The following is a 14459-nucleotide window of genomic DNA, read 5'->3' as shown; positions in this document are numbered from 1 at the left end:
CGGTGCAATACTGGCTAGAATTCCTTGCCGATTTTTGCGTCGACCGAATGATTGCTGGCGCCGCGGATGACAAAGAAGAACAGGATCGCCGCCCACAGGATGGATTTTTCCGAACCCGCCCAGCCCTGACCCTGCGCGATCCAGTGGAAATAGATCGTCACGGCCAGCACGATGGTGGTGGCAAAGGCTGCCGGGCGCGTCAGGAAGCCGAGCGCCAGCAGGATGCCGCCGAAAAACTCCGTTGCCGCCAGCAGCGGCGACCAGAACACGCCGGGATAAAAGCCCAGACCCTCGACCATTTCGACGGCACCGAACGGGTTGGCGATCTTGCCTGCGCCGTGCACGACAAGTGCACCGCCGGCAATGACGCGCAGAAGCGTTTCCGAAAATTGTGCGAGGCCGGTGTAGATGCCGCCAAGAGCCGGAATGATCAGAGGACGGTTGTTTCCATTTGCGTTCATGAAGCTTCCCCATATGAACCTGTTGCAATGGGCCAGCAATGGCGGGGTGCCGCATAACGCGCAAATGACAATTAATTGAACCTGAGTATTCTAGGCAACTTTTTTGGCGGCGGCGGATTTCGTGGCGGAATCCATATTTTGCAGGACCCGCGCACGCGGGAAAACCGCAAGCGCTTCCGTGCCTTCGCGCAATTTGGAGAAGAGGTGGAACTCGCCGTCATGCATGTGCACGAGGGCCTGCACGATGGGCAGGCCAAGGCCCGTGCCCTGTTCGGCGTTCTTGATGGCGATGGAGCCCTGGCCGAAGGCGGACAGGACCACCGGGATTTCCTCCGGCGGGATGCCCGGGCCATTGTCGCGCACCGAGACATACTGCCCGCCGCCCGCCGTCCAGCCGACCTTGATGTCGATGCGGCCGTTCTGCGGGGTGAATTTCACCGCATTGGCCAAAAGGTTGAGGATGATCTGCCGTATGGAGCGCTCGTCGGCCTGCATCGGCCACATGCCGGTTTCGAACTGGGGCAGCAGCCGTATCCCCTTGTTGCGGGCCTTCAGATCCATCATGTGGATGCATTCTTCGGCGATGTCGGTTAGCAGCAGCGGCTCCTCGTTGATGGAGTAACGCCCGGCTTCGATCCGGCTCAGATCGAGGATTTCGTTGATGAGGTTGAGCAGGTGGACGCCGGAGGCATGGATATCCCCGGCATATTCGCGATAGGTGGTGTTCTGTATCGGCCCGAGCACTTCCTTGGCCATGACTTCGGAAAAGCCGAGGATGGCGTTGAGCGGCGTGCGCAGTTCGTGGCTCATGGAGGCGAGAAAACGGGATTTGGCCAGATTGGCTTCCTCGGCGCGGCGGCGGCCTTCGTCGGACATGGCGTTGGCCGTTTCCAGCTCGGCGATCAGGGCATCCTTCTCCGCCTGCAGGGCAAGGGAGACGGATACCGAGCGGTTAAGCCGTGTCGCCACGAGATAGAAGAAGGCCAGCCCCGCAAACAGCATGATGACCATCGTCGCCTGTATCGGGCTCTGCAGGTGGCTGGTGGCGAGGATCGTGTAGGTGATGACCGGCACGGTGAATGCCGCGAGGATGGCCGCGCGCAGGGCCGAACAGATGATCGCGGTAATCGCCATGGCCAAGATCAGGACAACCGCCTGAATGACCGGGAACAGGCTGATGCCGCAGGTGGCGCAGCTCAGAAAGGAAAAATACGCCCATCCCATGCTGGTGAGAAAATGACCGCCGAGATAGATGATCTGCCAGTTCTTGACCTGTTCGTTCGTGATGCCGATTTTTTCCAGGCGGCGGGCGAGAAGGCCGAGCACCATATAGAGGCCGATCGTGATGCCGGCCCAGACGACCATGTCCCGGCCAAATCCGGCGAGGACGCCGGCCACGGCGATCAGGGCGATGAACAGCGGCAGCATTGCCGCGTTGACGATCAGCGCGCGGGTGTGCATGAACAGCAGTTCGCGTTCGAAGTGCCTGATGCCGGCATGTTCCATCAGACGGTCGCGGGCGCGGCGAACCACAACGGACAAATCCTTGTTGCGCGGCAGTTTTCGCCGGTCAACAATGTTTTTGTCTGCACTGATTGCGTCGAGTAATGCCATGCGCCCCGTTCCAGATCGCCGTTTTGTCTGCACTCCGGCAGCATTGCATCGCAAGCCTATTCATAAATGATTAAAAGACTTTCAAATCTGCCCAATCGGCGAGGAGAATCAACCGGCATGGATGGTACGTCGCAATGAACGGGCGGTTTGGCCGTTATCGCCGGCGCTGGCAGCGTCCTGCGGCGGCGCCGCGTCCGCTCGCCAGGAAACTGGCCGACTATCTGCTGATGCTGGTGTTCTTCGCTCTGGTTGCGCTGCTGGCGGCGCGGTTGTCGGTGCCGCGCGAGGTGCGGGAGATAACGGGCAAGGCCTATGTCATCGATGGCGATACGGTGGTCGTGACGGGGCAGCATGTCCGCCTCAAGGGGATCGATGCGCCGGAACTCGCCCAGCGTTGCGGCAAAGGGCAGGGCGACTATGCCTGCGGGCAGGAGGCGCGGCAGGCGCTGGTCAGGCTGATCGGTGGCCGGCCGGTCCGCTGTGAAACGAGCGGGCGGGACAAGTACAGGCGCGATCTCGGCACCTGTTTTGCAGGCGATGCCGATCTCAACCGCGCCATGGTCGAGACCGGACAGGCCGTTGCCTATGGCGACTACCGCGACGCGGAAATGCAGGCGCGGACGGAACGAAAGGGGCTGTGGAAAAGTTCTTTCGACAGGCCGCAGGATTGGCGGAAGCTGCACCAGCAGGACGCTGAAACAGCGCCGGAGGCGCGGAACCGGCTGGCCGATATCGTCAATGGCGTCTATGACTGGGTGCGTCAGAAACTGGGAGAGATCTGGTGAAACTATATGATGGAGGACGGGCGCCGAACCCGCGGCGCGTGCGCATATTTTTGGCGGAGAAGGGTGTCGAGGTGCCGCTCGTGCCTGTCGACATGGGGGCGATGGGGCATCGCTCGGCCGAAGTGACCGCGCTCAATCCCATGCAGCGCCTGCCCGTGCTTGAACTCAATGACGGAACTGTTATCACCGAGTCCGTGGCGATCTCCCGCTATTTCGAGGAAATCTACCCCGAACCCGCCCTGTTCGGTCGGGGTGCGGTTGGCAAGGCGCTGGTGGAAATGTGGCAGCGGCGTGTGGAACTGCACCTGTTTGCCAGCGTTGCCGCCGCCTTCCGTCATATCCACCCGGCGATGATCGAATGGGAGGTGCCGCAAATTCCCGCATGGGGCGAGGCAAACAAGCCAAAGGCCGTGGCATTCCTGGATATTCTCGACACGCAGCTTGCAACCAACGCCTTCATCGCGGGCGACGACTATTCCATCGCCGATATTACCGGGCTCGTGGCCATCGATTTCTTCAAGCCTGCCCGGATCGAGATGCCGGGCCATGTCACGCATGTGAAGCGCTGGTACGATGCCGTTTCTAGCCGGCCGAGTGCCAAGGCATGAGGCGCTGACCATGCCAGCCCCGGCGCTTGACGTCCTGGCCGCGCAGATCAAGGCATGCCGCCTGTGCCGGGATGCGCCGCACTATCTGCCGCCTTTGCCGCATGAGCCCAATCCGGTCTGCGTGCTGTCGCAGACCGCGCGCATCGTCATCTGCGGGCAGGCGCCGGGCATCCGCGTTCACAACAGCGGCCTGCCGTTCAACGACCCGTCTGGCGACCGGTTGCGCGACTGGCTCGGGGTCGATCGCACTGCATTTTACGATCCGGACAAATTTGCCATCGTGCCGATGGGGTTCTGTTTCCCCGGCTATGATGCGCATGGCGGCGATCTGCCGCCGCGCAAGGAGTGCCGTCACATCTGGCACGATCAGGTTTTTGCCGCCATGCCGCAGGTCGAGCTTATCCTGACAATCGGCCAGTATGCGCAGGCCTACCATCTGGGAAAGCGCCGCCGTGCGAGCATGACCGATACGGTCTTTCACTGGCAGGATTATTTCGATGCGGCGTCCGGACCCTCGATTCTGCCCCTGCCGCACCCGTCCTGGCGCAACAGCGGCTGGCTGCGCCGGAATCCATGGTTCGAGCAGAACGTTCTCCCTGTGCTCCGGCAGAAGGTCAGGATTCTAATTTGACCGGTTTACGGATGAAATTTTTTTCAGAATTATAAAGTTTAGAATATTTTTCTTGTACGGTGGGGGAATTACGGACCATAAAGTATCCCATTCCAAAGGGACAAGAGATCATGGACAGACTCGACCGAAAAATTCTTCGCCTCCTGCAGGAGGATGCAACGCTTGCGGTGGCTGATGTCGCCAAGAAGGTAGGGTTGTCGACGACGCCGTGCTGGCGCCGTATCCAGAAACTGGAAGAGGATGGCGTGATCCAGCGCCGCGTTGCCATCCTCGATCCCGTCCGCGTCAATACGCGTGTCACGGTGTTCGTGTCGATCCGCACCGGGGCGCACAACAATGAATGGCTGAAGCGTTTTTCCGAAGTGGTGCAGGAGTTTCCCGAAGTGGTCGAGTTCTACCGCATGAGCGGCGATGTCGATTATCTCCTGCGGGTCGTCGTGCCTGATATTGCCGCCTATGATGCCGTGTACAAGCGCCTGATCGCCAAGATCGACATTCGCGACGTGTCCTCGGCCTTCGCCATGGAGCAGATCAAGTACACGACGGAACTGCCGCTCGATTACATGAGCATCGAAAAGGAATCGGCCTGATCGCCCCAGGCGCATAGACCCGCCATGGTGCCTACGGCGCGGTGGTCGCGCCCGCGGCCTTGAGAATCAATGCAATACTATTGCGCGCGATGCGTTCAAGGTCCGCCCGGGCCGTACCGGCGCGGGCGCGCTGCGCAAGGCTGTGCTGCAGGGCGGCAAGCATGTCGGCGACCGCATCGATGTCGGTCTCGGGCGGCAGTTGGGCGTCATCGCGCGCCGCCGCGATCCGGTCGCGGAAGCGCGCGTCCGTGCGTCCGAGAGCGGCAAACAGTTCGGCGCCGATCAATGGGTCGGCTGTCGCCTCACCGGTGATGACGCTGAGCACGGGGCAGCCGAGCGGGCGGTCGTCCCCTTCCGAATAGATGGCAACAATCATCAAAAAATAGTCATTGAGCGCCTTTGCCAGCGAGGGTTCGCCGAAGAGGGCACGCTTCCAGTGCTCGGCACTGTCCTCGACATAATGCTCGACGGCCCGCAGGTAGATCGCGCGCTTGTTGCCGAAGGCGGCATAAAGGCTCGGCCGCGCCATTTTCGTCGCCTCCGACAGGTGGTCGAGCGATGTGGCGGTGTAGCCGCGACGCCGGAATTCGAGGAGTGCGGCACCGAGCGCAGCCTTGGCATCGTATTGGCGCGGGCGCCCGCGGGCGGATTGTTCTTTCATTTTTGTACCGTATCGCAATAAATTCGTTGCAAAAATTTTTATGCGAAGTAGTCTAAAATTCAGCGGCACGGAAAGCAATCCCTCTCGAAGAAGAGGCGCGCCATTTCTCCGCCTGGACAAAAAGGACAATCGATGACTGACAAAATCCGTATCGGCATCAACGGGTTCGGCCGCATTGGCCGGACGGTTCTGCGGGCCGCGATGGCGCGCAACGACGTCGAGATCGTGGCGATCAACGACCTGCTGCCAACCGATCATCTCGCTTATCTCCTCAAATATGACAGCGTGCATGGCGGTTTCCGGGGCAGCATAAGTGCCGCAGACAGCGCGCTCGATATCAATGGCGGCAGGGTCAGGGCCTTCAGCGAACGGGACCCCGGCGCAATCGGTTGGGGCGAGGCGGGTGTCGATGTGGGTATCGAGGCGACCGGCCGCTTCCTGACGCAGGCTGCCGCGGAAGGACACCTTTCTGCCGGTGCCGGTAAGGTCCTGCTCTCGGCGCCGCCGGAGGACGACACGCCGGTCTTCGTCATGGGCGTCAACGCGACCGGCTATGCCGGTCAGAGCATTGTCTCGAACGCCTCGTGCACGACCAATTGTGTCGCGCCGCTCGCCAAAGCCGTGAACGACGCTTTCGGCCTCGAAGAAGCGCTGATGCTTACGGTTCACGCCACGACGTCGAGCCAGAACACGGTCGACGGTGTGGCACGCAAGGACTGGCGTTTCGGGCGCGGTATCCTCGAGAACATCATCCCGGCGACGACCGGCGCGGCGCGCATGGTCGGCAAGGTGGTGCCCGAATTGAATGGGCGGATCAACGGCATGGCGGTGCGCGTGCCGGTCTCTGATGTATCGATGATCGATCTCACATGCCGTCTCAGGGAAAACGTGTCCTACAAGGACATCTGTGCGATGATCCGCACGCAGGCGGCGAACGCGATGGCCGGCATCCTCGCCTATTGCGACGAACCCGTCGTCTCGACCGACATGCGCGGCAATCCGAATTCATCGATCTTCGACGCGCTCGCCGGCATGCAGATTGAAGGCGGGTTGACCAAGCTTGTTGCCTGGTACGACAACGAATGGGGTTATGCCTGCCGTTGCCTTGACCTGGCGGCGCACATTTCGCGCGCCCGGTAGGCGTTGCTGGGACATCGGCCCGATCGTCTCAGGCCGATGTCCCGGCCCGGCTATTTCTCCAGACGTGCCAGCAGGGATGACGTATCCCAGCGGTTACCGCCCATGTTCTGCACCTGCTTGTAGAACTGGTCGACCAATGCCGTGACGGGCAGCTGTGCGCCGTTGCGGTCGGCCTCGTCGAGGCAGATACCCAGATCCTTGCGCATCCAGTCGACGGCAAAGCCGAAATCGTATTTTCCGGCGTTCATGGTCTTGTGGCGGTTTTCCATCTGCCACGATCCTGCGGCGCCCTTGGAAATGACCTCGATGACCTTTTCGATATCAAGGCCAGCCTTCTTGCCGAAGTGAATGCCTTCGGCCAGCCCCTGCACGAGACCGGCAATGCAGATCTGGTTGATCATCTTGGTGAGTTGGCCCGCACCGGCGGGGCCCATGAGGCCGACCATTTTGGCAAAGGATACGATGACCGGCTTTGCCCTGTCGAAAGCTTCCGATTCGCCGCCGACCATGACGGTCAGCACGCCGTTTTCGGCACCGGCCTGGCCGCCGGAAACCGGCGCATCGAGAAAATGCAAGCCGCGCTTGCGCGCCTCCACATCGAGTTCACGCGCCACTTCCGCCGACGCGGTGGTGTGATCGACGAAAATCGCGCCCTTCTTCATCGTGTGGAAGGCGCCGTTCTCGCCGATGGTGACAGCCCGCAGATCGTCATCATTTCCGACGCAGCAGAAGACAAAATCCTTATCCGCAGCGGCTTCGCCGGGGGTCGGTGCATGCTTGCCGTGAAACTGCTCAGCCCACTTTTTCGCCTTTTCGCCATTGCGGTTGAAGACGGTGACGTCATGGCCCCCACGAGTCTTCAGGTGACCCGCCATCGGGTAACCCATTACACCAAGACCGATAAATGTGACTGTTGCCATTCCGTAATTTCCTCTGTCAGATAGGCTATGTGTTCGAAGGATTGCGGGAGAGGTTAGGACAATGCGGCGGATCATCAAAGGCCTATTGTGGATTGTTTTTTCCCTCATTCCGCTCGCTCTGATCGCTGGAGGCGCCGGTTACGTCTGGCTGGCCCGCTCGGTGGCCCCGGCCACCGGCGAGATGGTGCTGACGGACCTTGCGGCGCCCGTCACGGTGACGCGGGACAAGAACGCGGTGCCGCATATCGTCGGCAGCAATGTCGAGGATGTCCTGACCGCTCTCGGCTTTGTCCACGCGCAGGAACGCCTGTGGCAGATGGAGGTCACCCGCATGGCCGGGCAGGGGCGCCTGTCCGAAATGTTCGGCGACAAGACGGTTTCCACGGACCGGTTTCTGCGGTCGCTCGGCGTCTATGAATCCGCCGTCGCGTCGGCCGCTTCGCTCGATCCGGCCGATCGCAAACGCATCGATGCCTATGTGCGCGGCATCAACGCCTTCATCAACAGCAGGGGACGCTCCTTCGCATCGAAATATTCGCCTGAATTTGTCGTCCTCGGCTACAAGCCGGATGAATGGACGGCGGCCGATGTGATCGTGACGCTGAAGATGATGTCCGTGACCTTGGCAGCCAATATCGATCAGGAAGTGTTGCGTCTCAAATTTGCCCGGCTGGGAATGACGGATGCGGAAATCACCGATCTCCTGCCGCCCGTGGCCGATGACGCACCGCCACCGCTGCCGGATCTGAAGCAGCTTTTGGGCTTGCCAAGCGGACCGATCAAGATCGGCGCTTTGCAAGCCGAACAGCGGTTTGCCGCGCTCAATGCCGTCATGTCGACCGGCGCATCGAACAATTGGGTGGTGGGCGGGGCGAAAACCGAAACCGGCAAGCCCATCCTGGAAAACGATCCGCATCTTGGGCTGACGGCGCCTGCCGTCTGGTATCTGGCGCATCTGGAGGTGAAGAACGCCGATGGCAGCAGCAAGAACCTCGTCGGGGTGACGCTGCCGGGAGCGCCCCTGGTGCTGCTGGGGCGCAATGACCGCATTGCGTGGGGTTTCACCAATACTGGCGCCGACGTTCAGGATATTTTTGTCGAACGGATCAATCCGGCCAATCGGAATGAATATCAGACGCCAGAGGGCTTTGCGCCGTTCCGTAGGCAGCCTGTCACCATCAAGGTCAAGGGCGGCAGTGACGTGACCTTCGACCGGCTGGTCACGCGGCATGGGCCGGTCCTGCCGGCGGACTATCGTGGTCTCGATCATTATCTGCCTGGCAACACGGTTGCAGCGCTGGCATGGACGGCGCTTGCGGATGATGACAAGACCATATCCGCCGGGCTGAAACTTTGGGATTTTGCCAGCGTGACGGATTTCCAGAACGGGATGCGCGATTTCGTGACGCCGATGCAATCGATGGTGATTGCCGATGTCGACGGCAATATCGGGCTGATCGCACCGGGCAGGGTGCCGGTCCGCGATCCCGCCAACCGCATCATGGGGCGTGCGCCGTCGCCGGGCTGGGATGCGACCTATGACTGGAAAGGCACCATTCCCTACGAGGAACTGCCCCGCAGCTATAACCCTCCGGAAAATGTCATCGGCACGGCCAATACCAAGATGGTGGATGCGGCCTATCCGCATTTCCTGACATTCGACTGGGACGAGACATGGCGGTTCGACCGGATCAAGGCGCTGATCTATGGCGCGGACCGGCAATCGATGGAGAGCAACCGCAAGGCGCAGGGCGATGCCTATTCCAACGCCTATGCGGTGCTGGGACCGGTGATGCTCAAGCTGATCGAAGGACGAAAAGACATCGATCAGGCCGCGTTCAAGCAGTTGAGCCAATGGGATTATGTGGAAGACCGCAACCGCATCGAGCCCTTGCTGTTCAATGCCTGGCTGCGCGCGGCCACCAAACGCATTGTCGAGGATGATCTCGGCGAGGCCTTCCCAACCTACTGGCAGGTCCGGGTATCGGCGATGCTGCGCTGGCTCGGACCCAATCCGGCGCGGGACTGGTGTGACGACGGGCGGACGCCTGAGAAGGAAAGCTGCGGCGACGTGCTTTCCCTGGCGCTGGCCGATGCCCTGAAAGATCTCGATGGCCGCCTCGGTGCGGACCGCTCGAAATGGAACTGGGGCGCGCTGCATTATGCCTATGGGGCGCACCGGCCGTTCGCGCAGGTCAGCCCGCTCGACCGCATCTTCAATGTGGATGTGCCGGCCTCCGGCGGGGCTTTCACGCTCGACCGGGCAAAATCGCAGCTCACGGATGAAAGCAATCCGTACCGTGCCACGCACGGCAGCAGCTATCGCGGCCTGTTTGATCTGGCCGATCTCAACCGGTCGACCTATATCCAGACAAGCGGCCAATCCGGCAATGCGTTTTCAGCCAATTATCGCGATTTCGCGCAGAAATGGGCCAATACCCAGGCGATCACCATCTCCACCGACGAGAAGGTCTACCAGGACGGCCTGCTGGGGATCTGGCGGTTGAAGCCGCAGTAAGTCTGTCAGGTGAGCGGCGTCATCACGGCCTTCCGGTAGGCCGGGCGGCTCTTGAGGCGTTCGTACCATGCGAACAGATGCGGGTGATCGGGGCGCTTGATCGGCATCTCGAACCACGCATAGGCAAAGCAGCCGAGCGGGATGTCGCCGACACCGAAGTCTGCGCCGGAGAGATAGGGCTGGGAGGCCAGCGCCGCATCGGCAATGGCAAACATCGCGCTGCATTCCGCCAGACCCTTGTCCTTGGCGGCGTGATCCTGCTGATCCGGCGCGAGGCGCACCGTGTTCCAGAACACGTCGCGGAAGGGGATGGCGATGCTTGACGTTGCCCAGTCCATCCATTTTTCCGCGCTGGCACGCGCCGCGGCATCTTCGATATGCAAGGTCGACTTGCCGTATTTCGCCGCGAGATAGCGCACGATCGTGTTGCTCTCCCAGAGTGCGAAGCTGTCGTCTTCAATGGCGGGCACGCGGCTGTTGGGGTTGATGGCGCGATATTCCGGGCTGGCAACGATGCCATAGGCACCGCCGGCGGGAATATTTTCATAGGGAATGGACAGTTCTTCGGCGGCCCAAAGCGCCTTCTTGACATTGGTCGAGTTGCCGCGGCCCCAGATTTTCAGCATCGTTTGTTTCTTTCGGTCAGTTGAATCAGCGTATCAGATGCCGGGTGATGCGGCGTTCTATCCAGTCCCAGATGTGACGCAGTATTTCCACCAGCAGCAGATAGATGATAGCGGCCCAGAGATAGGCCTGGAAATCGAAAGTCCGTGAATAGGCGAGTTTGGTGTAGCCCATGAGATCGTAAACGGTAATCAGGGCGACGATGGCCGACCCCTTGATCATCAGGATGACCTCGTTGCCGTAGGGGCGCAGGGCAACGATCAGCGCCTGCGGCAGGATGACCTTGCGGAATGTGACGAATTTGGAGATGCCGAGGGACGCCGCGCCTTCCCATTGCCCGAGCGACACGCTCTGGATGGCGCCCCGCAATATTTCCGCCTGATAGGCCGCCGTATTGAGCGCGAAGGCCAGGAAGCCGCAATACCAGGCTTCACGGAAGAACCACCACAGCCCGACATATTCGAGCTGCGTCTTGAATTCGCTGACGCCGTAATACATCAGGAAGACCTGGGCGATCAGCGGCGTGCCGCGGAAGAAATAGACGTAGCCATAGGCGATCGCCGCGCCGATCTTGTTCTTGGTCATTCGGCCATAGGCCACGGGGACCGACAGGATGGCCCCGAAAATAATGGAGCTGAATACCAGCGTCAGGGTGGTGACCAGGCCCTGCCAGTACTTTGGGCCATAGGTCTGGATGAGAACGATATCCCAGGCGGCATAGAGGTCGAGCAGGAGCCCGATGATCAGGGCGGCCCAGAACGCGACGAGCACATGGCCGATAATCCGCGTCCTGGTCCAGCGTTTCGCCGGTGCGGGCGGACGGCTTATCGCGGCTGTGCGGGCATTGAGGACGCTTTCGGTCATCGCCGCACTCCGCTGGCTGTCGTGCGCCGTTCAATGGCATGGATCACGAAGGACGAGAGAATGGCGAGCACCAGATAGATCAGGCAGGCCGTACCGTAGAACAGGAAGGCATGTTTGGTCACGCGCGCCGCAACGCCGGTCTGGCGCAGGATATCCGCCAGTCCGATCGCGGACACCAGCGCCGTATCCTTGAGCAGGATCATCCACAGATTGGAAAGGCCGGGCAGGGCGACGCGGATCAGTTGCGGCAGGACCACTTTCCACATTGTCTGGCCGTAGGAGAGCCCGATGGCATAGCCGCCCTCATACTGGCCGCGCGGGATGGCACGGAATGCGGAGAGAAAGACCTCGCTGGCGTAGGACGAAAACACGGCGCCCATGGCGAACATGCCGGCCAGAAACGAGTTGATTTCGATGGTTCCGGAAAAACCCAGCAGCACGCCGAGCTTCTGGATGCCGATCTGTGCGCCGAAATAGACGAGAAACAGGGTGAGCAGCTCGGGCAAGCCACGAAAGATCGTGGTGTACATATTGGCAGCAAGCCGGATGGACGGTTCTTCGGCCTGTTTGCCGAGAGCGACGAAAAATCCGATGAGCAGTCCGATGGGCAATGTCGCAAGCGCAAGAGTGACAGTCACAAGAATGCCGCTTGCTATGCTCAGGCCCCAGCCGCCTTCACCAAATCCCAATAACGCAATTGAGCCCATAGGCTTCTTTCATTCTTTTGCAGGCCATTCCCCAGTGCCCGATTTTTCGGGCCGGCCCGTCATTTTTGAATTTAAAGTTCAGGTTCGAATTTGGAGTTCAGGAAGGGATGGCGGAACAGATCCGCCATCCCCCTTGGTCAATTCACAAGGCTAAAATCAATTTTCGGCGCCATAAACGTCAAGCTTGAAGTACTTGTCGTTGATCTGCTTGTATTTGCCGTTCTTGCGGATCGCAGCGATGGCAGCGGAGAACTTGTCAGCCAGGGCCGTGTTGCCCTTCTTGACAGTTACGCCAGCGCCCGGACCGTGGATGACCGGATCCGGCGTGATCGTGCCGAGGAGCTTGCAGCACTTGCCGGCATCGCTGTCGAGCCACTGGCCCAAAACGACCGAGTCGTCCATGGCAGCGTCGATGCGGCCATTGGCCAGATCGAGCTTATACTCGTCGGCGGTCGGATACATCTTGATGTCGGCGCCGCTGTATTTGGCTTCGGCAAAGTTGGAGTGGCTGGTCGATGCCTGCACGCCCAGTGTCTTGCCCTTCAGGGATTCCGGCGTGACGTCCTTCAGCTTGGAATCCTTCGGTACGGCAATGCCGGGAGGCGTGTTGTAGTACTTCTTGGAGAAATCGACCTTCTTCAGGCGCTCATCCGTGATGGACATGGATGCGATGATGGCATCGAACTTGCCGGCCTGCAGGGCGGGAATCATGCCGTCCCAATCCTGGGTGACGAAGGTGCACTGCGCCTTCATCTCTTCGCAAAGCGCCTTGCCGATATCGATGTCAAAGCCTTCCAGCTTGCCGTCCGGCGTCAGGTTGTTGAAGGGCGGGTAGGCTCCCTCTGAAGCGATGGTCAGCTTCAGGGCGTCCTCTGCATGGGCCGCTCCCATGGACAATGCAAAGGCAACGGCAGCAACGCCGAGTGCGAGACGCTTGGTGATACGCATTATTCAACCTCTCTTTTGTGGCCCGGCTGTTCCCCTGTTCTTTTGGACAGCCTTCCGGGCAAGGTCGCAGTTTTTTCACTGCTCCTGACCGGCGATATTCCCACTAGTTTTCTGATAAAAGCAACCGGGAATCTTTTACCGGGCGGCGATTCAGGACGGCAAAACCACATAATTGTTTGAGGATTATATTTTTCTTGCGCAGCTTCCGCGCGAAACGTCATTTCCTGACCCGCCTAGCGGGCAAGCCCCATCTCATGCTCGATAAAGTCGGCCAATCCTGTCGTGTTATCCAGGTCGAAGACGGGAATCTGCCCGTCCGTCACCGGAAAATCGCTGGCGATGGCGACAATGCCGGAATCATTTTGCGCCAGGCTCCCGCCGGGCCGTCCCTCCAGCCGCCGCGTCTCGATCTTCTTGTGGCCTTCGCGCTTGTAGCCCTCGACCAGAACGAGATCGCATGGGGCAAGCCGCGCGACAATCTCTTCGAGGGACGGTTCCGCCTCATCAGCCAGTTCATGCATGAGCGCCCAGCGGCGGTCGGAAACAATGGCCACTTCTCCGGCGCCCGCTTTGCGGTGGCGGAAGGAATCCGTGCCTTCCTTGTCGATGTCGAAATCATGATGGGCGTGTTTGACGGTTGAAATCTTCCAGCCGCGCCGCGTCAGTTCCGTTACGAGCTTGACCGTCAGCGTTGTTTTGCCCGAGTTCTTCCAGCCGGTGATGCCAAAGATGCGGTGGGTCATGAACATGTCTTCCAATCGCTTGATTCTGCGATCATCGACCGGGCCCGGCCGAGATCGTCCGGGCGATTGATATTGAAGAACGGATCGAATGAATCGCCTGATTGCGCCGTCATCAGCGGAAAATCCACCGTGCGGTGTGCGTGGTCTTCGATCCAGGTACGGACCCGCCGGTTCTCCGGATCGCGCAGCCATTGCTTCAGGTCCTCCTTCATCGCAACCGGCCAGAGCCCGAACACCGGGTGCCATGTCCCACCGGAGACAGCGACGGCGATGTGATCCGGAGCACCTGCGATGGCCCCGCCAAGTCTGGAGGCGAGATCATGGGGAAAGAACGGCGTGTCCGTGGCGACGGTCAGGATATGGGTGAAGGGAAGCGCGCTGCCTGCCGCCCATTCCATGCCGGCAACGATACCGGCGAGAGGGCCGGCGAATCCCGTGACGCTGTCTGCGACAACGGGCAGGTGCAGATCGGCGAGCGGCGCAGGGTCGCCATTGCTGTTGATGGCCAGGGTTTCCAGCTGAAGCGACAGGCGCGCGACGATGAAATCGATCAGCCGCGCCGTGCCGAACGGCAAAAGCGCCTTGTCATGCCCGTCCATGCGGCTCGACCGGCCACCGGCCAGAATGATCCCTGCAATGCGCACC

At 60.5% G+C, this 14459-nt stretch carries 16 protein-coding genes; 6 read left to right on the top strand and 10 right to left on the bottom strand.

What is annotated here, in order from left to right; all coding sequences use genetic code 11:
• Positions 1–14: 14 nt before the first annotated feature.
• Positions 15–461 carry a DoxX family protein gene (locus tag RDL77_RS08545; RefSeq protein ID WP_288192526.1) on the bottom strand — a complete coding sequence of 149 codons (447 nt, stop codon included), beginning with the start codon at positions 459–461 and terminating at the stop codon, positions 15–17.
• Between the two features lie 90 nt (positions 462–551).
• The gene (locus RDL77_RS08540; RefSeq protein ID WP_288192525.1) at positions 552–2075 is read right to left on the bottom strand and encodes a HAMP domain-containing sensor histidine kinase; all 1524 of its coding nucleotides are present in this window, start codon (positions 2073–2075) and stop codon (positions 552–554) included.
• Positions 2076–2209: 134 nt separating this feature from the next.
• On the opposite strand from RDL77_RS08540, the gene RDL77_RS08535 reads away from it, so the two are divergent.
• The 4 genes from RDL77_RS08535 (at position 2210) to RDL77_RS08520 (ending at position 4689) form a co-directional block, all read left to right on the top strand.
• Entirely contained in the window at positions 2210–2860 is a 651-nt protein-coding gene (locus RDL77_RS08535) for a thermonuclease family protein (protein WP_288192524.1), read from the top strand.
• Positions 2857–3468, top strand: a complete 612-nt coding sequence (locus tag RDL77_RS08530; protein WP_288192523.1) for a glutathione S-transferase family protein — start codon at positions 2857–2859, stop codon at positions 3466–3468. Before RDL77_RS08535 ends, RDL77_RS08530 begins: the two co-directional genes overlap by 4 nt.
• Positions 3469–3478: 10 nt before the next feature.
• Positions 3479–4099, top strand: a complete 621-nt coding sequence (locus tag RDL77_RS08525) for a uracil-DNA glycosylase family protein (protein WP_223612893.1) — start codon at positions 3479–3481, stop codon at positions 4097–4099.
• 110 nt (positions 4100–4209) lie between these two features.
• Positions 4210–4689 (top strand): Lrp/AsnC family transcriptional regulator, encoded by a 480-nt coding sequence (locus RDL77_RS08520; protein ID WP_105732368.1) that lies wholly within the window; start codon positions 4210–4212, stop codon positions 4687–4689.
• A 31-nt stretch (positions 4690–4720) separates the two neighbouring features.
• On the opposite strand, the gene RDL77_RS08515 is transcribed toward RDL77_RS08520, so the two are convergent.
• The gene (locus tag RDL77_RS08515; RefSeq protein WP_288192522.1) at positions 4721–5350 is read right to left on the bottom strand and encodes a TetR/AcrR family transcriptional regulator; all 630 of its coding nucleotides are present in this window, start codon (positions 5348–5350) and stop codon (positions 4721–4723) included.
• A gap of 132 nt (positions 5351–5482) precedes the next feature.
• Here RDL77_RS08515 and gap point away from each other — a divergent pair, with 132 nt between their 5' ends.
• Positions 5483–6490 carry a type I glyceraldehyde-3-phosphate dehydrogenase gene (gene gap, locus RDL77_RS08510; protein WP_288192521.1) on the top strand — a complete coding sequence of 336 codons (1008 nt, stop codon included), beginning with the start codon at positions 5483–5485 and terminating at the stop codon, positions 6488–6490.
• 50 nt (positions 6491–6540) lie between these two features.
• On the opposite strand, the gene RDL77_RS08505 is transcribed toward gap, so the two are convergent.
• On the bottom strand, positions 6541–7410 hold the full coding sequence (locus RDL77_RS08505) for an NAD(P)-dependent oxidoreductase (RefSeq protein ID WP_288192520.1): 870 nt from the start codon (positions 7408–7410) through the stop codon (positions 6541–6543).
• A 61-nt stretch (positions 7411–7471) separates the two neighbouring features.
• On the opposite strand from RDL77_RS08505, the gene RDL77_RS08500 reads away from it, so the two are divergent.
• Complete coding sequence (locus tag RDL77_RS08500) at positions 7472–9928, top strand: penicillin acylase family protein (protein WP_288192519.1); 2457 nt, start codon at positions 7472–7474, stop codon at positions 9926–9928.
• A 5-nt stretch (positions 9929–9933) separates the two neighbouring features.
• On the opposite strand, the gene RDL77_RS08495 is transcribed toward RDL77_RS08500, so the two are convergent.
• The 6 genes from RDL77_RS08495 to mobA form a co-directional block, all read right to left on the bottom strand.
• Complete coding sequence (locus tag RDL77_RS08495) at positions 9934–10554, bottom strand: glutathione S-transferase family protein (RefSeq protein WP_288192518.1); 621 nt, start codon at positions 10552–10554, stop codon at positions 9934–9936.
• A 25-nt stretch (positions 10555–10579) separates the two neighbouring features.
• Positions 10580–11416, bottom strand: a complete 837-nt coding sequence (locus RDL77_RS08490; protein ID WP_288192517.1) for an ABC transporter permease — start codon at positions 11414–11416, stop codon at positions 10580–10582.
• On the bottom strand, positions 11413–12123 hold the full coding sequence (locus tag RDL77_RS08485) for an ABC transporter permease (protein WP_223612900.1): 711 nt from the start codon (positions 12121–12123) through the stop codon (positions 11413–11415). Before RDL77_RS08485 ends, RDL77_RS08490 begins: the two co-directional genes overlap by 4 nt.
• Positions 12124–12279: 156 nt before the next feature.
• Positions 12280–13071, bottom strand: coding sequence for an ABC transporter substrate-binding protein (locus tag RDL77_RS08480; protein ID WP_223612901.1), 792 nt, complete (start codon positions 13069–13071; stop codon positions 12280–12282).
• Positions 13072–13304: 233 nt separating this feature from the next.
• A complete protein-coding gene (gene mobB / locus RDL77_RS08475) occupies positions 13305–13814 on the bottom strand; it encodes a molybdopterin-guanine dinucleotide biosynthesis protein B (RefSeq protein ID WP_288192516.1) in 510 nt (169 codons plus the stop codon).
• Positions 13811–14458: a molybdenum cofactor guanylyltransferase MobA gene (gene mobA, locus RDL77_RS08470; protein WP_288192515.1), complete on the bottom strand. Its 648-nt coding sequence runs from the start codon at positions 14456–14458 to the stop codon at positions 13811–13813. Before mobA ends, mobB begins: the two co-directional genes overlap by 4 nt.
• Between the last annotated feature and the right edge of the window lies 1 nt (position 14459).

The sequence above is a fragment of the uncultured Phyllobacterium sp. genome (assembly GCF_902479695.1).
In the GTDB taxonomy this organism is placed as follows: domain Bacteria; phylum Pseudomonadota; class Alphaproteobacteria; order Rhizobiales; family Rhizobiaceae; genus Phyllobacterium; species Phyllobacterium calauticae.
This window is presented reverse-complemented; position numbering and strand designations above follow the sequence as displayed.